Origin of the sequence: Nocardioides sp. NPDC057772, assembly GCF_042798075.1 — a bacterium.
GTDB lineage: Bacteria > Actinomycetota > Actinomycetes > Propionibacteriales > Nocardioidaceae > Nocardioides.
Map to the genome: position 1 here is coordinate 1 of NZ_JBHVKN010000066.1, position 18,478 is coordinate 18,478.

20 protein-coding genes and 1 pseudogene are annotated in these 18,478 nt (G+C 69.9%); 9 read left to right on the forward strand and 12 right to left on the reverse strand.

The window, feature by feature from the left end; all coding sequences use genetic code 11:
- Positions 1-401: pseudogene (locus ACFVJS_RS13235) on the reverse strand (HNH endonuclease); the annotation flags it as partial.
- Between the two features lie 347 nt (positions 402-748).
- On the opposite strand from ACFVJS_RS13235, the gene ACFVJS_RS13240 reads away from it, so the two are divergent.
- Positions 749-1,972, forward strand: a complete 1,224-nt coding sequence (locus tag ACFVJS_RS13240; RefSeq protein WP_378880599.1) for an inositol monophosphatase family protein — start codon at positions 749-751, stop codon at positions 1,970-1,972.
- A 9-nt stretch (positions 1,973-1,981) separates the two neighbouring features.
- Here ACFVJS_RS13240 and ACFVJS_RS13245 read toward each other — a convergent pair whose 3' ends face one another.
- Genes ACFVJS_RS13245 through ACFVJS_RS13255 form a run of 3 tightly spaced genes read right to left on the reverse strand, consistent with a single transcriptional unit; the run spans position 1,982 to position 4,119 of the window.
- Positions 1,982-2,554, reverse strand: coding sequence for a hypothetical protein (locus ACFVJS_RS13245; RefSeq protein ID WP_378880602.1), 573 nt, complete (start codon positions 2,552-2,554; stop codon positions 1,982-1,984).
- 30 nt (positions 2,555-2,584) lie between these two features.
- Positions 2,585-3,229: a class I SAM-dependent methyltransferase gene (locus tag ACFVJS_RS13250; RefSeq protein ID WP_378880605.1), complete on the reverse strand. Its 645-nt coding sequence runs from the start codon at positions 3,227-3,229 to the stop codon at positions 2,585-2,587.
- On the reverse strand, positions 3,226-4,119 hold the full coding sequence (locus ACFVJS_RS13255; protein ID WP_378880607.1) for an alpha/beta hydrolase: 894 nt from the start codon (positions 4,117-4,119) through the stop codon (positions 3,226-3,228). The genes ACFVJS_RS13250 and ACFVJS_RS13255 overlap by 4 nt, the downstream gene beginning before the upstream one ends.
- 45 nt (positions 4,120-4,164) lie before the next feature.
- On the opposite strand from ACFVJS_RS13255, the gene cls reads away from it, so the two are divergent.
- From cls to ACFVJS_RS13270, 3 genes are all read left to right on the forward strand, one after another.
- Positions 4,165-5,613: a cardiolipin synthase gene (gene cls / locus ACFVJS_RS13260; protein ID WP_378880610.1), complete on the forward strand. Its 1,449-nt coding sequence runs from the start codon at positions 4,165-4,167 to the stop codon at positions 5,611-5,613.
- A 63-nt stretch (positions 5,614-5,676) separates the two neighbouring features.
- The gene (locus tag ACFVJS_RS13265) at positions 5,677-6,168 is read left to right on the forward strand and encodes a thioredoxin family protein (RefSeq protein WP_378880612.1); all 492 of its coding nucleotides are present in this window, start codon (positions 5,677-5,679) and stop codon (positions 6,166-6,168) included.
- Positions 6,165-6,881, forward strand: a complete 717-nt coding sequence (locus ACFVJS_RS13270) for a cytochrome c biogenesis CcdA family protein (RefSeq protein WP_378880615.1) — start codon at positions 6,165-6,167, stop codon at positions 6,879-6,881. Before ACFVJS_RS13265 ends, ACFVJS_RS13270 begins: the two co-directional genes overlap by 4 nt.
- Here ACFVJS_RS13270 and ACFVJS_RS13275 read toward each other — a convergent pair.
- From ACFVJS_RS13275 to ACFVJS_RS13300, 6 genes are all read right to left on the reverse strand, one after another.
- Positions 6,865-7,635, reverse strand: coding sequence for a 2-phosphosulfolactate phosphatase (locus ACFVJS_RS13275; RefSeq protein WP_378880618.1), 771 nt, complete (start codon positions 7,633-7,635; stop codon positions 6,865-6,867). The genes ACFVJS_RS13270 and ACFVJS_RS13275 overlap by 17 nt on opposite strands.
- Positions 7,636-7,776: 141 nt before the next feature.
- Positions 7,777-8,403: an RdgB/HAM1 family non-canonical purine NTP pyrophosphatase gene (gene rdgB, locus ACFVJS_RS13280; protein WP_378880621.1), complete on the reverse strand. Its 627-nt coding sequence runs from the start codon at positions 8,401-8,403 to the stop codon at positions 7,777-7,779.
- Positions 8,393-9,100, reverse strand: a complete 708-nt coding sequence (gene rph / locus ACFVJS_RS13285) for a ribonuclease PH (RefSeq protein ID WP_378880623.1) — start codon at positions 9,098-9,100, stop codon at positions 8,393-8,395. Before rph ends, rdgB begins: the two co-directional genes overlap by 11 nt.
- A gap of 9 nt (positions 9,101-9,109) precedes the next feature.
- Positions 9,110-9,889: an SGNH/GDSL hydrolase family protein gene (locus tag ACFVJS_RS13290; RefSeq protein ID WP_378880625.1), complete on the reverse strand. Its 780-nt coding sequence runs from the start codon at positions 9,887-9,889 to the stop codon at positions 9,110-9,112.
- Between the two features lie 73 nt (positions 9,890-9,962).
- Complete coding sequence (locus ACFVJS_RS13295) at positions 9,963-10,802, reverse strand: hypothetical protein (RefSeq protein WP_378880628.1); 840 nt, start codon at positions 10,800-10,802, stop codon at positions 9,963-9,965.
- A complete protein-coding gene (locus ACFVJS_RS13300; RefSeq protein ID WP_378880630.1) occupies positions 10,799-11,728 on the reverse strand; it encodes an ABC transporter ATP-binding protein in 930 nt (309 codons plus the stop codon). The genes ACFVJS_RS13295 and ACFVJS_RS13300 overlap by 4 nt, the downstream gene beginning before the upstream one ends.
- 133 nt (positions 11,729-11,861) lie before the next feature.
- Here ACFVJS_RS13300 and ACFVJS_RS13305 point away from each other — a divergent pair, with 133 nt between their 5' ends.
- Positions 11,862-13,022 carry a sensor histidine kinase gene (locus ACFVJS_RS13305; RefSeq protein WP_378880633.1) on the forward strand — a complete coding sequence of 387 codons (1,161 nt, stop codon included), beginning with the start codon at positions 11,862-11,864 and terminating at the stop codon, positions 13,020-13,022.
- Positions 13,019-13,702, forward strand: a complete 684-nt coding sequence (locus tag ACFVJS_RS13310; RefSeq protein WP_378880635.1) for a response regulator — start codon at positions 13,019-13,021, stop codon at positions 13,700-13,702. The genes ACFVJS_RS13305 and ACFVJS_RS13310 overlap by 4 nt, the downstream gene beginning before the upstream one ends.
- A gap of 118 nt (positions 13,703-13,820) precedes the next feature.
- Here ACFVJS_RS13310 and ACFVJS_RS13315 read toward each other — a convergent pair whose 3' ends face one another.
- Both ACFVJS_RS13315 and murI read right to left on the reverse strand, forming a co-directional pair.
- Positions 13,821-14,591, reverse strand: a complete 771-nt coding sequence (locus ACFVJS_RS13315) for an MBL fold metallo-hydrolase (protein WP_378880637.1) — start codon at positions 14,589-14,591, stop codon at positions 13,821-13,823.
- Complete coding sequence (murI, locus tag ACFVJS_RS13320; RefSeq protein ID WP_378880640.1) at positions 14,588-15,445, reverse strand: glutamate racemase; 858 nt, start codon at positions 15,443-15,445, stop codon at positions 14,588-14,590. The genes ACFVJS_RS13315 and murI overlap by 4 nt, the downstream gene beginning before the upstream one ends.
- 118 nt (positions 15,446-15,563) lie before the next feature.
- Here murI and ACFVJS_RS13325 point away from each other — a divergent pair, with 118 nt between their 5' ends.
- From ACFVJS_RS13325 to ACFVJS_RS13335, 3 genes are all read left to right on the forward strand, one after another.
- Positions 15,564-16,562, forward strand: a complete 999-nt coding sequence (locus tag ACFVJS_RS13325) for an alkaline phosphatase family protein (RefSeq protein WP_378880641.1) — start codon at positions 15,564-15,566, stop codon at positions 16,560-16,562.
- A 42-nt stretch (positions 16,563-16,604) separates the two neighbouring features.
- Positions 16,605-17,618: an alkaline phosphatase family protein gene (locus tag ACFVJS_RS13330; RefSeq protein WP_378880645.1), complete on the forward strand. Its 1,014-nt coding sequence runs from the start codon at positions 16,605-16,607 to the stop codon at positions 17,616-17,618.
- A 73-nt stretch (positions 17,619-17,691) separates the two neighbouring features.
- The coding region (locus ACFVJS_RS13335; protein ID WP_378880647.1) for an FAD-dependent oxidoreductase at positions 17,692-18,478 on the forward strand (787 nt) is incomplete at its 3' end.

An 18,478-nucleotide genomic window follows, 5' to 3' on the forward strand; every position in this document is an offset into this window, starting at 1 on the left:
AGGGCCTTGGTGATCACCCTCGCTTTGTCCTGCGAGACCACACCCTCGGCCAGACCATCGGCGACGAGGTCATACTTCGCAACCCCGGCAGCCAACTTGACCTGGGCGCGGGCGACCGCGTTGTCGACCAGCAACTCGGTCCGCATCCACCCGGAAGCGTCTTTCGCACCGGTCTCTTCAGCGATATCACCCGCAGTCGCGAGGACACGCAGCTTCAACCCGGCCTGCTGGGCCTGCAGTTTCTCGAGTCGCTCGAGGAGGTCTTTCTTCTGCCCGGTCCGCCAGTAGACCGGATCGCTGGCGAGCAGGTCTTGGAGGGAGGATTCTATCGAGGTCAGGACAGCGTCGATCAGGTCGCCGGGGTTGGTTCCCCAGTGGTCGATCCCGCTCCCGAGACTCATCGCTTTCCCGCCTTCAAGGGGTGTGCTGTGATGGTCCCTATTCTACTCCAGAACCACCCCTCCGGGAACCTATTTTCCCAGGTCAAACCCCACTTTCGCGGCCAGCGAACGACCCTCTTCTGCTGCGCCACGCCCGGGCCGCCGCCCCGATAGCCAGCCAAATCTTTTCTCGCCGGACCCCGGTGTCAAGGACCGCGAAAAGCGGCCGGCGAAGCCGGCGGCCGAAGGCCGTCCTTGACTCCGGGGTCCGGCGAGAACACCCTCAAGGAAAGGGTCGGCGGCCCTCACCCCCAAAGGCAGTCGAAAACCACTGCCGAGAACAACAACCCCCCGCTAGATTCCCGCCCGTGACCCAGTGGAAGACGATGGACGAGATCCTCGCCGCACGCACACGGTTCGAGACGGCCATCGAAGGCTGGACTCCACCACAAGCTCACGGCGTAGGCCTTCGCCCATCGACAGCGACCACCCACGAACCAGAACACTTCCCCCTGGTCAACGCCTACGGCCACCGCCTCCCAGCGGTCGTGATGGCAACCGTCGTCGGACACAAGAACGGCACCGCGGCGTACAGACTGTCCAAAGAACAACTCGAGCGGGCGATCGAGCTGATCAGCCCCGCGGAGGCCTACACCGACTACGACCACCCCAACCTGTGGAGCTGGCGCGACAGGCTCATCCCGGCGCTCGACGAGGACCCCGAGGCAGAGGTCGTGGCGGTCTTCATCGGCGACGAGCCGGAGGAGCACCACGATCCGGCGATCGACGCCTTCCGAAAGGCATTTCCGGACGAGGCCGTCGCGATCGCCGCGGCGACCGCGGGGGCGGCGGTCGTCAGGAAGATGTACGGCACCGACCTGAGCCACTTCGACAAGTCGCCGACGGACTTCGCGACCGAAGCGGACATCGCCTCGGAGAAGGCGATCCGGGAGACGATCGCGACCTACCGGCCCGACGACGCCTTCGAGGGCGAGGAGACCGGCCGCACCGGCGACAGCGAGCGGAGGTGGCTGGTGGACCCGCTCTGCGGGACCCTCAACTACGCCGCTCAGACCCCGCTGGCCGCGGTGAACGTCGCGCTCGTGACGCCCGACGGCGTCACAGCGGCGGTCTCGGCCGACCCGATCAGCGAGGAGATCTTCTGGACCGACGGCACGTCGGCCCGGATCCGCAAGGGCGGCGGTGACACCGTCCTCACCCCGACGCCGCGCACCAGGCTCGTCGACATCCAGTGCGACGGGATGCTCGACCGGCCGTTCGTCGGCGGGCAGCTCGTCGCCGACCCACGCCTGCGCGCCGAGTTCGGGCCGCGGGTGATGTCCTCCACGCTCGCGGTCGCCTGGGTCGCGGCCGGCCGACGCGCGGCGTACGTCACCGACGGCCATCTCGAGGGCAGCGTCCATTTCACCGCGGGCATCGCGCTGTGCCAGGCGGCGGGCTGCGTCGTGACCGACCTCAACGGCGACCCGATCCACACCGGCCGCGGGATGATCGCGGCGGCCGACGCCGCCACCCACCGGAAGCTGCTCGGCCTGGTTCGCCGGCACCTGCAGCCGGCGGACGAAGCCTGAGCCGAGAGGTCAGCGCTGCATCAACGCGTCCATCGCGACCGCCACGGCGGCGGCGACACGGAAGTCGACGCGAGGGTCGTGGACGGTGACGGTGTACTTGTCACGGAAGGCGAAGCGGCGCTCGATGGAGATCAGCGGCTGACCCTCGGAGGACACGTAGTCGAAGTGGATCGGCAGGAAGTCGAGCTCGGTGAAGCGACGCAGGATGGCGACCAGCTGGTTGCGTTCCTGGCCGGTGCCGGAGTAGCCCGGGCCCTCGACGTGGAAGGTCGAGCGCAGCAGGCTCTTGCCGAAGTCCTTGCGGAAGAAACCCAGCGGCGCGCCGCTCGCGTCGGTGACGTCGTAGCCCGCGTTGAGGTCCATCACCGCACGCGCCTTGAACGCGAAGACGGCCTGCGACTTCGACTCGTCGGCGTAGAACGTCACCTGCTCCTTGAACGCCAGCCGCTTCTGCTGCGCGAAGGCGAGCACCTGACCCTCCGAGCCGTCGGGGTCGGCGGCCTGGGCGACGTACTTGTTGGCGAAGGGCGTGACCTTCTGGCGAAGGTAGAAGAGGGGCACGTGGTAGGGCTGCTGCGTCATGGGCGCAACCTATCCGGTCGACCCATCCCGTCAGCGCCGGCGCGCGATGAGATAGGCCTGTGGCGTCCGCTCCCACCCTTCCGCGGAGCGGACCACGGTCGCGGTGACCTCGAAACCCGCCTCCTCGAGCAGCGCACTGGTCGCCTCGACGGGCAGCCGGTAGCCGTCGAAGGTGACGTCGTGGCCGTAGGCACCGATGTGGCGCACGTGCTCGTCGCCGACCTGGAACGCGGTCACGAACCTACCTCCGCGCCGGGTCACCCGGGCGAGCTCGCCGATGACCTCGGGGCGACGCGAGGGCGGGGTGTGGATGAGCGAGTACCAGGCCAGCACCCCCGCGAGCTCGCTGTCGCGCAGCGGAAGACGCGCCATGTCGCCGACCTCGAACCGGAGCGCCGGATGCCGCTCCATCGCCTGCGCGATCATGCCCGTGGACAGGTCCACCCCGAAGACGTCGAGCCCCCGCTCGGCCAGGTAGGCGGTGATCCGGCCGGGACCGCACCCGATGTCGCCGACGAGCCCGCCGCCATCCTTGCGTACGTAGGCGGCGAACGTGTCGAGCACTCCGGCGTCGAACGACGTCTCGGTGACCGAGGGGTCGACGATCTCGGCGTACGCCTTGGAGACCGTGTCGTAGGCGGCCCGGGTCTCGGTGACGTCGTAGGGCTCGGTCACGGGCGCCCCCTCGAGCCGTGCTGGTTCAAGAAGCCGGCGGTCATCGCCATCACCGACTCCGCTGCGGGGAACGTCTTGCCGTGGCGCCAGAAGCCGTGGATCTGCCCGACGGCACGGAAGGCGACCACGTCGACGCCGAGGTCGGCGAGCCGGAGCGCGAAGTCCTCGTTCTCGTCGGTGAGGATGTCGCCCTCGGCGCTGACGATCAGGGTGGGCGGCAGGTTGCGAAGCTCCTCGTCGGAGGCCAGATAGGGACCGAGGTCGGGGTTGCGGAGGTCGGCCTCGGTGGCGGCGTACTGCTCCCAGTACCAGGCCGCCTCCTCGTTCCAGCCGTCCGCCATGGTGTAGCCCGGCGTGCTCATCGACGGGTCGAGGAACGGGTAGACGAGCACCACCGCGCCGAAGACGCCAGGGTTGCGCAGCGCCGCTACCAGGGCGAGGTTGCCGCCGGCGCTGTCGCCGTGGACGTACGCCGGCAGCGTGCTCAGCAGCGGGTCGTTGGCCACCCACTTGACGACCGTGTCGACGTCGTCGGGAGCCGCGGGATACGGGTTCTCCGGAGGCCTGCGGTAGTCGACCGACAGCACCCGCAGCCCGCTCCTGTTGGCCAGCTTCCGGCACGCCCCGTCGTGGACCTCGACGTCGTTGAAGACGAACCCGCCGCCGTGGAGGTGGACGATCAACCCCTCGCGTACGTCCTCAGGGGTGTAGAGCCGGCACGGAACCCCGTCGGCGTCGATCCCGGTGACCTCCGCGACCTCCTCCTTCACCTCGGCCGCGGCCAGCCTGCGGGCCTCCTCCCGCTGCGCGGCGACGTCGACGTCCCAGACCGGCGGCGAGGCCTGCTCAGCAGCGATGGCACGGCGGGCGGCGGGGAAGAGTCGAACCATGTCAGAAGATTCCCACACCGATGCGTGTGGTGCATGCTGAGCCGCATGAATGCCGCGGAGGTGACGAGCACGTCGATCTACGTCATCGACGTGCTCGTGAAGGTGGTCGCGCTCGGGGTGGTGCCGAAGAACCGGCGCCCGAGCAGCGCGATGGCGTGGCTGCTGGCCATCTTCTTCATCCCGGGAATCGGCCTGATCGGCTACCTGCTGCTCGGTCAGACCCGGCTGGACCGACGGCGCCATGCCCGTCAGCGGGCCCTCAACGACGAGGTGACCGAGTACGTCCGCGGCCTTCCCAGGGTGCCGCACCCGAAGACGATCTCCGAGGTGGACGCGGCGACGATCGAGCTGAACGAGCGGCTCGGTTCGCTGCCGGCCAGGGCGGGGAACCGCGTCGATCTGATCGACGACTACGCGGCCTCCGTCGAGGCGATGACGGCGGCGGTGGACCGGGCCGAGACGTACGTGCACGCGCAGTTCTACATCACCGCCTGCGACCATGTCACCGAGCCGTTCTTCGACGCCCTCGACCGGGCCGCCGCCCGCGGCGTGCGGGTGCGACTCCTCCTCGACCACCTGGGCTCACGCGGTATCCCGGTCTGGCGCACGCTGGTGAAGCGACTCGACGCCTCCGACATCGACTGGCACCCGCTGCTCCCCATCAACCCCCTGCGCGGCCAGATCCGCCGCCCCGACCTGCGCAACCATCGCAAGCTCCTGGTCGTCGACGGCCGCGTTGCGTTCACGGGCTCGCAAAACCTCATCGAGCCCGGCTACAACAAGCGCAAGAACCACCGGGCCGGCCGGGAGTGGGTCGAGCTCAACGCTCGGATCGAGGGGCCGCTGGTGACCGCGCTGAACGTCGTGTTCGCCAGCGACTGGGACACCGAGACCGGGGAGCTGCTGCGCTCCGAGCTGGCCGCCCCCGCACCGCGCGCCGGCGACGTGACCGGCCAGATCGTGCCCAGCGGACCGGGTGTCGACGCCGAGAACAACCTGCGCGCGTTCACCTATCTCATGTACGCCGCCAAGAAGCGGATCTCGATCACCAGCCCCTACTTCGTGCCGGACGAGTCGCTGCTGTACGCCGTGACGACCGCCGCCCGCCGCGGCGTCGAGGTCGAGCTCTTCGTCAGCGAGGGCAAGGAGCAGTTCATGGTCTACCACGCCCAGCGCTCCTACTACGAGGCGCTGCTGGAGGCCGGGGTCCGCATCTATCTCTACCCCAAGCCGGCCGTCCTCCACTCCAAGCACTTCAGCATCGACGACGAGGTCGCCGTGCTCGGGTCGAGCAACATGGACATGCGCTCCTTCGCCCTCAACTACGAGATCTCGCTGATGCTCTTCGACGGCGAGCCGGTGGCACAGCTGCGCAAGGTCGAGGACGGCTACCGGGCGATCTCGCGCGAACTGCTGCTCGAGGAGTGGCTCGCGCGGCCCAAGATGGCGGCGTACGTCGACAACGTGCTGCGGCTCACCGCCGCTCTCCAGTGAGGCCGTGACTCCATGCGCACGAGCACACCCGTCCGTGGGGTGATCCACTCCGAACCCAGTCACATGAGCTCTCGCATCGTGACCGTGATCGCCCTCGTCCTCCTCGCCGCCGGCTGCGGCACCAGCGCCGAGCAGGCGAGCGAGCCGACGACCCCGCCCGTCTCCTCACCCGCCTCCTCGCCCGCGTCGACCACCGAGTCCGCGCCGGACGACATGGCCTCGGACAGCCCCGCCTGCGAGGCGCCGGGCCGCTACGCCGACTACTCCGCCGCGGCGGTCGCCGAGGAGTGCTACACCGACACGATCCTCTTCTTCCACGCCCCGTGGTGCCCGGAGTGCCGCGGGTTCGAGGAGGCGATCAAGAGCGGCGAGGTGCCCGACGGGGCGCAGATCCTGAAGGTCGACTACGACTCCGCGACCGACCTGCGCAAGAAGTACGAGGTGACGATCCAGTCGACCTTCGTACGCGTCGACCCCTCCGGCGAGCGGGTCAAGCTGTGGTCGGGCTACGGCCAGGACAAGTCGGTCGACGCCATTCTCGAGAACACCCAGTGACGCTCCTGCTCGCCTCGTTCCTCGCCGGGGCGCTCTCGGTGCTGGCCCCGTGCGTGGTGGCGTTCGTGCCCGTGATCCTCTCCCGCGGGACCAGCGAGCGGCGGCCCTGGGTCGCGGTGGCCGCGCTCGGGGTCTCCGTCATCGTGTTCAGCGTCCTGCTGAAGTCGACGACCCTGCTGATCGACGTGCCGCCCCGGTTCTGGAGCATCGTCTCCGGCGTGATCGTGGCGCTCTTCGGCGTGGTGATGCTCTGGCCGCGGCTGTGGGACACGGTCGTGTTCCGGCTCGGGCTCGGCTCCCGCGCCCAGGAGCGCCTGGCCCGGGCGAGCAACCGTGGCGGGATCAGCGGTGACGTCCTCCTGGGCGCGAGCATGGGCCCGGTCTTCAGCGCCTGCAGCCCGACGTACGCCCTGATCGTGGCGGCGATCCTCCCGGCCGAGCCGTTGCGCGGACTCGGCTACCTGATCGCGTACGTCGCCGGGCTGATCCTCCTGCTGGCCGCGGTCATGGTGGGTGGCCGGGCGTTGCTCTCCCGGCTGCGGTGGGCGATCGACCCCGAGGGCGCCTTCCACAAGGTGCTCGGTGTCGTCCTGGTCCTCATCGGCGTCGCGATCGCGACCGGCCTCGACAAGGCCCTGCTCACGCTGCTGGTCGAGCACGGGCTCTTCGACTGGCAGATCGGGCTGGAGGGCCGGCTCAGCACCGATCAGTGACCGGATCGGCAGGGGCGGCCCGGAACGACTCGTCACGCAGCAGCGGCACCACCGACGCGCTGTCCACCTCCGAGGCCACGACGACGTCCTCGGCGTAGCCCTTCGCGATCAGCTCGCGGCCACCGGCACAGGCGTGGAGCGCGACGGGGAGGTCGGCAGCGCGGAACGCGTCGCGCGCCATCGCCGCCTCGGGCGAGAGGTCGTCGGTGACGAGGGCGTCGAGGACGGCCCCGGCGCCCCAGAGGTCCTCGACCGCCGGCCGGAGCGTGCCGTCCGGCCAGCGCTCCCCCGAGGCGACGACAGCGATGCTGGCGCCCTCGGCGAGGCGAGGAGCCAGCCACCGGGCGACGGCGGTGCGGTTGCGGAGGGAGGCCCCGACGACGGTGGAACCGCTCTCCGCGAGCAGGCTGCTGATCGTCGAGCCGTTGGGCGAGGGCAGGACCAGACGGCGGACCCCGTCGGCCTCGCGCAGAGACGCGGGCGAGAGCGAGGGTCGGCCGGGCACCGCGTCCTGACGCTGCACGGCCAGAACGGCGTCGCGCTCGCGTGCGTACGCCTCCGCCTGCCCGTCCCGCCAGCGGAACGGGAAGACCTCGATCCCGCGCTCGACGGCGACCGTCAGCGTCGTGGTGAACGAGAGCACGTCCACCACGACAGCGATGTCCGCGGGCCCGATCGCCTCGGCGCCCACCGGCCCCCAGTCGAGCCGGACCCGGTAGGCGTGCTGGCGGTGCTGTTCGTCGAGGGTGGCCACGCGCAGAGGTTAGTGAAGCGTGGCGCTCGAGGATCGACGTACGGGCTTCGGGGTCGGTGCGACGCGGGCGAATGCTGACCGAGTCACCTCGGTGAGCATCCACCCGCCCTCTGACCGAGTCACCTCGGTCAAGCACCCAAATCAGCTGAGCGCGGCGGCGATCTGCGGAGCGATCTCGCGCAGGGCGCGGCCACGGTGGGAGATGGCGTCCTTCTCGTCGACCGACAGCTCGGCGGACGTACGTCCGTCCTCGGTGTCGACCGCGACGAACAGGACGTCGTAGCCGAAGCCGCCGTCACCGCGGACCTCGCGGATGATGCGGCCGTCCATGCGGCCCTCGACGACGATCTCGCCACCGTCCCAGACGAACGCGATCGCGCACGCGAAGTGGGCGCCGCGGCGCTCGTCGGGTACGTCGGAGAGCTGCGCCAGGAGCAGCTCGTTGTTGCGGGCGTCCGACTTGGGCGGGCCGCCCCAGCGGGCCGAGAGCACGCCGGGCATGCCGTTGAGCGCGTCGACGCAGAGGCCCGAGTCGTCGGCGACCGTCGGCAGGCCGGTGGCCTGGAAACCGGCCCTGGCCTTGATCAGCGCATTGCCCTCGAAGTCAGGCGCGTCCTCGACCGGCTCGTCGTAGTGGGTGACGTCGTCGAGGCCGACGACCGAGACGCCGGGCACCAGCGGCGAGAGGATCCGGAACATCTCCGCCAGCTTCTTGGCGTTGCGCGAGGCGACGTGGATGCTGGTCTCGTTCTTGGGCTCAGCCGGCAAGTGCGGCCTCCTGCAGCTTGGTCAGGTCGGCGCAGCCCTTCTCGCCCAAGGCCAGCAGGGCGTCGAGCTCGCTGCGGTCGAAGGCGACGCCCTCGGCAGTGCCCTGCACCTCGACGAACTTGCCCTCGCCGGTCATCACGATGTTCATGTCGGTCTCGGCGCGGACGTCCTCCTCGTAGGGCAGGTCGAGCCGCGGCACGCCGTCGATGATCCCGACGGAGATCGCGGCGACGGAGCCGGTCAGCGCCTTCTGCACACCCAGCGAAGTGACGGCGTCGGCCAGCGCGACGTAGGCGCCGGTGATCGCCGCGGTGCGGGTCCCACCGTCGGCCTGCAGCACGTCGCAGTCGATGTTGATCGTGTTCTCGCCGAGCGCCTTGTAGTCGATCACGGCGCGCAGCGAGCGCCCGACCAGGCGGGAGATCTCGTGCGTACGTCCGCCGATCTTGCCCTTCACCGACTCGCGCGAGGAGCGCTCGTGGGTGGCGGCGGGCAGCATGGCGTACTCCGCCGTCACCCAGCCCAGCCCGGAGCCCTTGCGCCAGCGCGGCACGCCCTCGGAGGCCGAGGCGGCACACAGGACGCGGGTCTTGCCGAACTCGATGAGGACGGACCCGGCCGCGTGGTCGAGCCAGTTGCGGGTGATCTTGATGGGGCGCAGCTCGTCGTCGGCGCGCCCGTCAGCTCGTGTGGTCACGGGACCACCCTATGCAACGGTCTCCCGCTTGGGTTCACCGCTGGGTCGCGCCCAGGCCCGCCGCACGACCCACGGCCCCAGATCGCGCGCCCGCCGCCCCATCCACGGCACTCCCTCACCCGCCATCCAGGCGAGGTCCTGGCGCCAGCTGGTGGGCAGACCGCCGCCCGGCTCCAGCGACGGCGGCTCGAAGGAGAAGCCGTACGTCACCAGCTGCTCGCCGAACGCCCGGGCCATCCGCCGATGGCCGAGCTCGGAGGGGTGCAGTCGGTCGGCGGCCCAGAAGCGGCGTTCGTGCAGGTCGGGAACGGCCCCCAGGTCGAGCCGCAGACCGCCGTAGGTGGCGTGGACCTCGTCCCAGATGGCGTTGAGATCGGCCGTACGCCGCTGGATCGACCGCTTCATCCAGCCCGGCATCGGCCACATCACCGAGTGGTCGTGGAAGCGCGCCGTCATCAGCAGCGCACCCTGGCCCGCGAGCGCGTCGGCGCAGGTCATCAGGTCGTTCCGGAGTCTGTCGGTGTCCCACGCCGAGCGCATCACGTCGTTGACGCCGACGATCAGCGAGGCCACGTCGGGCCGGTGCGCCACCGCGTCGGCGAGCTGCTGCTCGACCACCACGGTCGAGGTCGCACCGACGATCGCGGTGTTGCAGAAGGAGATGTCGTACGTCTGTCCCAGAGCCCCGGCGAGCAGCCGGGCCCATCCTCGCCAACCCTCGACAGTCGGGTCGCCGAGCCCAACGGTGGCGCTGTCGCCCAGCGCCGCATAACGCAGGTAGGTGCCCACGTCCGACAACGGTGACGGGGGCGGGTGCCGAAGCACCCACCCCCGTGTGTCGTGTCGCGAACAGTCCGATGAACTACTTCACCTCGGACTTGAGCACCCGGTAGGCGCCCAGGACGACCGGGACGACCACCCACAGGAAGATGCTGCAGATCAGCGCGAGCACCTCCTGCGTGCCGGGGTCGGGGAGCTGCGTCCCGTCCGGCATCATGCCGCCGGCCCCCATGAAGGGCGACAACGCGTAGCCCATGTCGATGAACGGGATCAGGTCTGCGGCCCAGTCGAAGATGAAGTAGAGCGTGGACCAGACCATCAGCGGCAGGAGCAGCTGGTCGACGTAGACGACCACGATCGAGAAGGGAGTGCTGAGCAGGCACATCGCGATGCCGAAGGCGCTCACGAAGTAGAGCAGCTGCTGCGCGATGCTCCAGCCCAGGACCTGCCCGTCGATCGACCAGCTCGCGTCGTAGCCGCCGACGGCCGCGGCGAGGGCGTTGCCGACGATGCCGCACAGCAGCGCGACCGCGATCAGCGCGAGGGCGAACGCGACGACGGCGACGAGCTTGGCCGCCATCACCCGCAGCCGGCTCGGCTCGAGGCTGAAGGTCACCATGTTGGTGCGCTGGCCCCACTCCTGGGTGACGATCATGATCGCCAGCACCGGCGTCAGCAGCGAGAGCGGGATCGTCAGGATCGAGGACCAGGCCGAGAGCCCGAGCGTGAAGTTGTCGTTGAGCGCGGCCACCAGGACCACGATGCCCATGGCCAGCAGCAGCATGCCGGCCGAGATGATCAGTAGGGCGCGACCGGCACGGGTGTCGGTCATCTTGCGCCACTCGACCAGCAGAAGCCGGCCGAAGGGCACCTTGGTCACCGCCGGGAGCGGGGTGGAAGGCGCTACGGACACGGCGCTCATGCGGAGACTCCTTCGGCGTGGATCTGGGTGGTGCTCTCGCGCTGGGTTTCGGCGGTGAGCTGCAGGAAGATGTCCTCGAGACCGGCGCCGCCGTCACGCAGGTCGGTGAGCACGACGTTGGCCTCCAGAGCGGCCCTGCCGACCTCGGCCGGAGCGGCGGAGACCCGCATGCCGGTGCCGAGCGGCTCGACGCTGTAGCCCTTGGCCTTCAGCGCGACGGTGAGCGCCTCGTTGTCCAGGGAGGTGACCAGCGACTGGCCGGCGGTGCCCTGGCTGGCGAGGATCGTGTCCTTGGTGCCCTCCGCCACGATGCGGCCGTTGCCGATGAGGATCAGCTCGTCGGCGATCTGCTCGACCTCGTGCAGCAGGTGGGAGGAGAGCAGGACGGTGCCGCCGCGGTCGGCGTACTCCTTCAGCAGGCCACGCATCCAGCGGATGCCGGCCGGGTCGAGGCCGTTGGCCGGCTCGTCCAGGATCAGGACCTTGGGGTCGCCGATCAGCGCGTGCGCGATGCCGAGGCGCTGCTTCATGCCCAGGGAGTAGTTCTTGATCCGGCGCTTGGCCTCCGACGGCGTCAGCGAGACCAGCTCGAGCATCTCGTCGACGCGCGACTTGGGCAGACCCATCGTCATCGCGGCGAGCGTGAGCACCTCGCGGCCGGTGCGGCCGTCGTGCTGGGCACTGGCATCGAGCAGCACACCGACGTGGCGGCCCGGGTTGGGGAGGTCGGCATAGAGGCTGCCGTCGATCGTTGCCCGACCCTTGGTGGGGTTGGTCAGGCCGACCATGATGCGCATGGTGGTCGACTTGCCCGCGCCGTTCGGGCCGAGGAAGCCGGTGACTTTGCCGGCCTCGGCGGTGAACGACACGTCGTCGACCGCGGTGAAGGTCCCATAGACCCTCGTCAGTCCTTCGACTTTGATCATGGCCCACATCCTGCCGTGCAGACGACGCGGACCGCATCGGACATACGGATGACCCGCGACCCGACGAAAGTATGGGGCCGGTCCCGACCACGGGATCCTGTCACCCAGACCTCGGTTGACTAGCGTGTACGCCGTGCAGCAACCGTCACCCGAGGCCTATCAGCCACGCCTGAGCCTGTGGGGGCACGTGTGGCGGTATCTCCTCGCGCTGGGGATCAGCGCCATCGCCTTGATATCCAGCACCGACGGGTGGCCGGAGTGGCGTTTCCTGCTCGACCTCGGCCTCGGCGTCGTCTGCATGGTCCTGGTCTTCTGGCGCCGCCGTTGGCCGGTGGCGATCGCCACGTTCACCATCGTCGCCGGGGCGTTCTCGATCCTCTCCGCCGGGGCGTCGAGCCTCGCCCTGGTCTCGCTGGCGACCCGGCGCCGCTGGCGCGAGATCATCCCGATCTCCCTGCTCAACGTCGCCGCCGGCATGTTCTGGTTCGCAGTGATGGAGACCACCCCCACCGAGGAGATCCCCGGCATCCCGTTGTGGGGCTTCAGCCTCGGCGCCAACGTGGTGATCATCGCCGCGATGGTCGCCTGGGGCATGTACATCGGCTCCCGCCGTGAGCTGATCGCCACCCTCCGGCTCCGTGCCGAGACGGCGGAGGCCGAGCAGGCGCTGCGGGTCTCCCAGGCCCGCGAGACCGAGCGCCGGCGGATCGCCCGCGAGATGCACGACGTGCTCGCCCACCGCATCTCCCACATCTCCATGCAGGCCGGGGCGCTCGCCTACCGCGAGGACCTCTCCGCCGACCAGATCCGGGGCGAGGTCGGCACCATCCGCGACGGTGCCCACCGGGCTCTCGAGGACCTCCGAACCGTCCTGGGCGTGCTGCGCGGCAACGGCGAGGACCCCGAGACCGCGCCCCAGCCGACGTACGCCGATCTCGGCCGCCTCGTCGAGGAGACCCGTGCGGGCGGCATGAACATCACCTTCACCGACGACGTCGAGGGCTCCCCGCCGGAGGCGGTCGGGCGGTCGATCTACCGGGTGGTCCAGGAGGGCATCACCAACGCCCGCAAGCACGCCCCGGGAGCGCTGCTGGAGGTCGCGCTGCAAGGCTCCGAGGAGCACGGCATCGACGTACGTCTGCGCAACCGGCTGGGCTTCGACTCGAACACCCCGGGCGCCGGGCTCGGCCTGGTCGGTCTCACCGAACGCGTCGACCTTGCGGGCGGACGGCTCACGCACCGTACGGAAAAGGATGTCTTCATCCTCGAAGCATGGCTACCGTGGGGCCAGTGAGCAGTCCAGGGGCCCCAGGGAGTCCGGTCAAGATCAAGGTCGGGATCGTCGACGACGACCCGCTCGTCCGGTCGGCCCTCGCGCTGATGCTCGGCGGTCAGGCCGACATCGAGGTCGTCGGCGAGGCGACCGACGGCCAGGAGGCGCTCGCGCTGGTGCGTACGTCCGCCCCTGATGTGGTGCTGATGGACATCCGGATGCCCCGGATCAACGGGCTCGACGCCACCCGCCGGGTGCTGGCCGACGCCCGGCCGCCGCGGGTGATCGTGCTGACCACGTTCGGTGCCGACGAGTACGTCGTCGACGCCCTCGCCGCGGGAGCCGAGGGGTTCCTGCTCAAGGACACGCCGCCGCCCGAGATCGTCGCGGCGATCCGCGCGGTCGCGGCGGGCGAGCCGATCCTCTCCCCCAAGGCCACCCGTACGCTGATCACCCGGCTCCGCGCCGAGCCGACCGGTGACCGCGCCGCTGCCGCCAGCCGCCGCCTCGAGGCGCTCACCGAGCGTGAGCACGAGGTCGCGCTCGCCGTCGGGCGTGGGCTGAGCAACGCCGAGATCGCCAAGGAGCTCTACCTCTCGATCCCGACCGTCAAGGCCCACGTGTCACGTCTGTTCGACAAGCTCGGCGCCACCAACCGCGTGCAGATCGCGATCACCGTCCACGACGCCGGGCTGGTCTGAGTCGCCCGCCTCGTCGACCACACGAGTCACACTGCTCAGGCTCTTCCTGCACTTCTCTGGCGTTGCAACACCTGAGAAGTGCAGGGATACCCGGTTAACCGGGTATCCCGACCCGACCTCAGATGTCGTACACAGCCCCCGTCGCCGCCAGCTCCGTCGGCCCCTCGTACGCCGACCGCGCCTCGCGGAGAGCGTCGGCGGAGTCGTGCCAGGGCGGGACGTGGGTGACGACCAGCTTCTTCGCATGGGCCTTGGTGGCGTACTCCCCCGCGTGGACACCGGTGATGTGGACCCCGGGAGGGTTCTCGACGCCGTCACGGAAGGCCGCCTCGCACAGGAACAGGTCGGCGTCGGTGGCGATGTCGAGGAGGGCCTCGGTCTCGGCGGTGTCGCCGCTGTAGGCGAGGACCTTGCCGTGCGCCTCGATCCGCAGCCCGTACGCATCGACCGGATGCTCCACCGCCGTCGGGGTGATCACGAACGGACCGAGATGGATCGGCCCGGTGTAGGTCGAGAACGCGAACTCCTCGCGCATCCCGGGGCGCTTGGGCAGGTCATAGGCCTTCGCCAGCCGCCGGCCGGTGCCCTTGGGGCCGTAGACGGGGATGGGTGGCTGCGGTCCGGTCGGGTGCCACTTGCGGAGGACGTAGTAGGAGGTCATGTCGACGCAGTGGTCGGCGTGCAGGTGAGAGAGCAGGACCGCGTCGATCAGCAGCGGGTCGACGTAGCGCTGCAGGACCCCGAGTGCGCCGTTGCCCATGTCGAGCACGATCCGCCAGGTCCGTCCCTGCGAGTCGTCGGCCTCGACCAGGTAACAGGAGGCGGGACTGTCGGGCCCGGGGTAGGAGCCCGAGCACCCGATGACGGTCAGCCGCATCCCGGAGGTCATCCCAACCCTCCGGCGAACTGCTGGGCGGCCGCGAGCTCTGGGCCGAGGAAGCGGGCGCCGATCGCCTTGAACTCGGCGGGGTTGCCGGTGGTGAGGAACGTGTAGGTCGGCTCGCCGCTCTCGCGCATGAGGTCGTTCTCGGCGAGGACGCGGTAGACGTCCTTCGCCGACTCCTCGGCGCTGCTGACCAACGTCACGTTGTCGCCCATCACATAGGAGATCACACCAGTCAGGAGCGGATAGTGGGTGCACCCGAGGATCAGCGTGTCGACCCCGGCGCTGGTCAGCGGGTCCAGGTATTCGTGTGCGGCGGCCAGAAGCTCGTCCCCGCCGGTGATGCCGGCCTCGACGAACGGGACGAACCGTGGGCACGCCCGGGTGTGCAACGAAACGTGGGGTGCCGCCGCGAAGGCGTCGTCATAGGCCATCGACTCCGCGGTCGCGTGCGTGCAGATGACCCCGATGCGGCCCGTGCGGGAAGCCGCGACGGCGCGACGGGTGGCGGGCAGGATCACCTCGACGACGGGCAGCGGCTTGTAGCGCTCGCGGGCGTCGCGCAGCATTGCTGCCGAGGCCGAGTTGCACGCGATGACCAGGGCCTTCACGCCTTGGGCGACGAGGTGGTCGAGGCACTCGAGGGCATACTCGCGGACCTCGGCGATCGGCTTCGGGCCGTAGGGGGCGCGGGCGGTGTCCCCGACGTACAGGATCGACTCGTGGGCGAGCTGGTCGATCACGGACCGCGCCACGGTGAGACCGCCGAAGCCGGAGTCGAAGATCCCGATCGGAGCGTCACGGTCAGGCTGGGCTGAACCCAGGGGCGAGGTCGAACCCAGGGACGAGACGGACTGCACAATCGTCAAGGCTAGGCCCAAACGCCGCGACTTCGCAGTGCTGGGGGTCACTCGAGACATACCCGAGATACATCTCACGTTCATGATCGGGGTGAATCAAAGCGGTTAACGTCCGATTATGACGATTTCGCGGCGCTCGCTGGTGCTGACGGCCCTGTTCGCGCTGCTGGGCGTCGCCTTCGCGGTCGTCGAGCTGCCCGGGCGGCCGGCGGACGCGGCCACCACCAAGCGCGTGCTGGCGATCTCCGTCGACGGGCTCAGCGTGACCGCGATCGAGAGGCTCGGTCCGGGCCACCTGCCCACCATCTACCGGCTGATGCGCGGTGGCGCCTCGACCCGCGAGGCGCGCAGCGAGTACGAGCAGAACGTCACCCTGCCCAACCACACCTCCATGGTCACCGGACGCCGGATCGCTCGGTCCGCCCACGGCCACGGCGTCACCTGGAACGACGACCGGCCCTGGATGACGGTGCAGGAGGCCGCCGGGCATCCGGTCTCGTCGGTCTTCAGCCAGGTCGGGCGGGCCGGCCGCAGCAGTGCGCTGTTCGCCTCGAAGTCGAAGTTCGCGATCTTCGACCGCTCCTGGCCCTCGATCGACCGGTTCGTGGTCGACGGCGACTCCGACCTGGTCGACCGAGCAGCACGCGACCTGGTGGCCAACAAGCGCGCCCTCACCGTCGTCCACCTCGGCTCCCCCGATCACCACGGGCACCGCGACGGCGGGATGAGCGCGGCCTACCGCGCCTCGGTGATCCGCACCGATGCCCGCATCGGCAGGCTGCTGAGGGCGATCGACTCCTCGACGGCGCTGCGGGGGTCGACGTACGTCCTCCTCACCGCTGACCACGGATTCAGGGCCACTGCCACCGACCACAGCGCCCACCTCTACGCCAACTACCGGATCCCGTTCGTGGTGTGGGGTCCCGGCGTCGCCCGCGGCGCCTCGCTCTACCGGCTCAACCCCGACTACCGCGCGCCGGGGACGACCCGGCCGACGTACGCCGGTGCGCAGCCGATCCGCAACGGCGACCTCGGCAACCTGGCCCTCGACCTGCTCGGCCTGGGCCCGATCCCCGGCAGCACGCTGAACTCAACTCAGTCACTAGACATTCGCTGATCGTTCGCCCGAGGTGCCATCGGGTTCACTTAGGGTGTGCCGGTGCGTCGCCTCTTCCCGCTCGTCTCCATCGGCATCTTCGTCGTCGTCGTGCTCGTCGTCGCGTTCACCGCGCTCCCGGGCCGCGACGGTGGTGACCGGGCGGAGCGCGAGGCCGCCCAGGCCGACCGGAAGGTGCTCGCGATCTCGATCGACGGGCTCAACCCGGACGCGCTGGCGAAGCTCGGTCCGGCCAAGACGCCGAACATCCACCGGCTGATCGACGAGGGTGCCTCGACGCTCAACGCCCGCACGGCCTACGAGAAGAACATCACCCTGCCCAACCACACCGGGATGGTCACCGGCGACCCCATCGCCGCCGACGACGGCGGCCACGGCGTCACCTGGAACGTCGGCGACCCGGCGAAGTCGATCGCGTCCGACGAGGACTCGGTGTTCACCGTCGCCCACGAGGCCGGGCTCAGCACCGGCGTGTTCGTCACGAAGCAGAAGTTCGAGGTGTGGCAGCGGGCCTGGGAGGACGACATCGACCTGTTCGTCCCGATCGACGACCACGACGAGCTGGTCCCGGCCGCGGCCGAGGACCTGGCCGACGAGCAGCGCGACCTCACCTTCGTACACCTGTCGCTTCCCGACGTCGCCGGACACAGGTCGGGCGGTATGTCACCGGAGTACCTGGAGGCCGTCGAGGAGTCCGACCGGCAGGTGGGTGAGCTCCTGGAGGTCATCGACGCCGACGCCGGGCTGAAGAAGGAGCTCGACGTCATCCTGACCGCCGACCACGGGTTCAAGCCCGGCATCACCAACCACTCCGAGAAGGTCTACGAGAACTACCGGATCCCGTTCGTCGTGTGGGGGCCGGACGCCGAGCCCGGCGCCGACCTCTACGAGCTCAACTCCGACGACTACCGCGACCCGGGCAAGGGCCGCCCCGACTACGAGGGCCCGCAACCCGTACGCAACGCCGACCTCGGCAACCTGGCCCTGGATCTGCTCGGGCTCGGACCCATCGAGACCAGCGACATCGGCAAGGACCAGACGCTCGACGTCAACTGACGTTCTCGTAACCATCCACGCGCACATGGGGGCCTGGGGTACGTTTCGAACGTAACCTCCCAAGGAGCGTGCGATGTCAGTCAGCAGGATCGCTCGGGCAGCTCTACGCCGAGACCGCCGCGCCCGGCGGGTCACGATCGTCGGTGCCGGCCTCGGTGGCCTGACCCTCGCCGTCGCCCTGCGCCGCCAGGGCATCGACGTCGAGGTGTACGAGGCCGCGACCGACCCGCATCCCACCGGCGACGCCGTGCTGCTCACCGCCAACGCGACCAGGCTCCTGGAGCGTCTCGGGCTCGAGCCCGCCCTCGGTGAGGCCTCGGCGACCGTCGACGGTCTGGTCTGGCGCGACGGCCATACGGGCGCCGCGATCGGCCGGGTGCTCTCGGCCTTGGAGTATGCGGACCGCTGCGGCGCTCCGTGCTACGGCATCCGCCACGCCGACCTGCACGCGCTCCTCAGCGAGGCGCTCGGCACCGACGGCCTCCACCTCGGCCACCGTCTGATCGGCCTCACCGACGACGACCACGGACCCGCCACGCTGGAGCTCGCCGGCCGCGAGCCGGCCGAAGCCGATCTCGTCATCGGCGCCGACGGTGCCGCCTCGATCCTGCGTGAGCACGTCGTCGGCTACGACGACGCGCAGTTCTCCGGCTGCGTCGCCTGGCGCGGGATCGTCCCGCGCTCGCGACTCACCCTGCTCCCCGACCCCGGCCGCCTGCAGCTGTGGACGGGAGCCGACGGCCACCTGATGCATCATCCTGTGGGCGCCGGCGACCACGCGTTCCTGCTGGTCAAGCGGCAGCTCGGACCGTGGACACCGGACTCGTGGTCGTGGCCGGCCGATCCGGACGAGCACGTCC

Excerpts from the sequence above, each read along its gene's own strand:
- ACFVJS_RS13300 (WP_378880630.1), bottom strand. The coding sequence starts at position 11,728 with ATGATCAAAGTCGAAGGACTGACGAGGGTCTATGGGACCTTCACCGCG.
- ACFVJS_RS13265 (WP_378880612.1), top strand. The coding sequence starts at position 5,677 with ATGAGCTCTCGCATCGTGACCGTGATCGCCCTCGTCCTCCTCGCCGCC.
- cls (WP_378880610.1), top strand. The coding sequence starts at position 4,165 with ATGAATGCCGCGGAGGTGACGAGCACGTCGATCTACGTCATCGACGTG.
- ACFVJS_RS13245 (WP_378880602.1), bottom strand. The coding sequence starts at position 2,554 with ATGACGCAGCAGCCCTACCACGTGCCCCTCTTCTACCTTCGCCAGAAG.
- ACFVJS_RS13315 (WP_378880637.1), bottom strand. The coding sequence starts at position 14,591 with ATGACCTCCGGGATGCGGCTGACCGTCATCGGGTGCTCGGGCTCCTAC.
- ACFVJS_RS13255 (WP_378880607.1), bottom strand. The coding sequence starts at position 4,119 with ATGGTTCGACTCTTCCCCGCCGCCCGCCGTGCCATCGCTGCTGAGCAG.
- ACFVJS_RS13325 (WP_378880641.1), top strand. The coding sequence starts at position 15,564 with ATGACGATTTCGCGGCGCTCGCTGGTGCTGACGGCCCTGTTCGCGCTG.
- ACFVJS_RS13295 (WP_378880628.1), bottom strand. The coding sequence starts at position 10,802 with ATGAGCGCCGTGTCCGTAGCGCCTTCCACCCCGCTCCCGGCGGTGACC.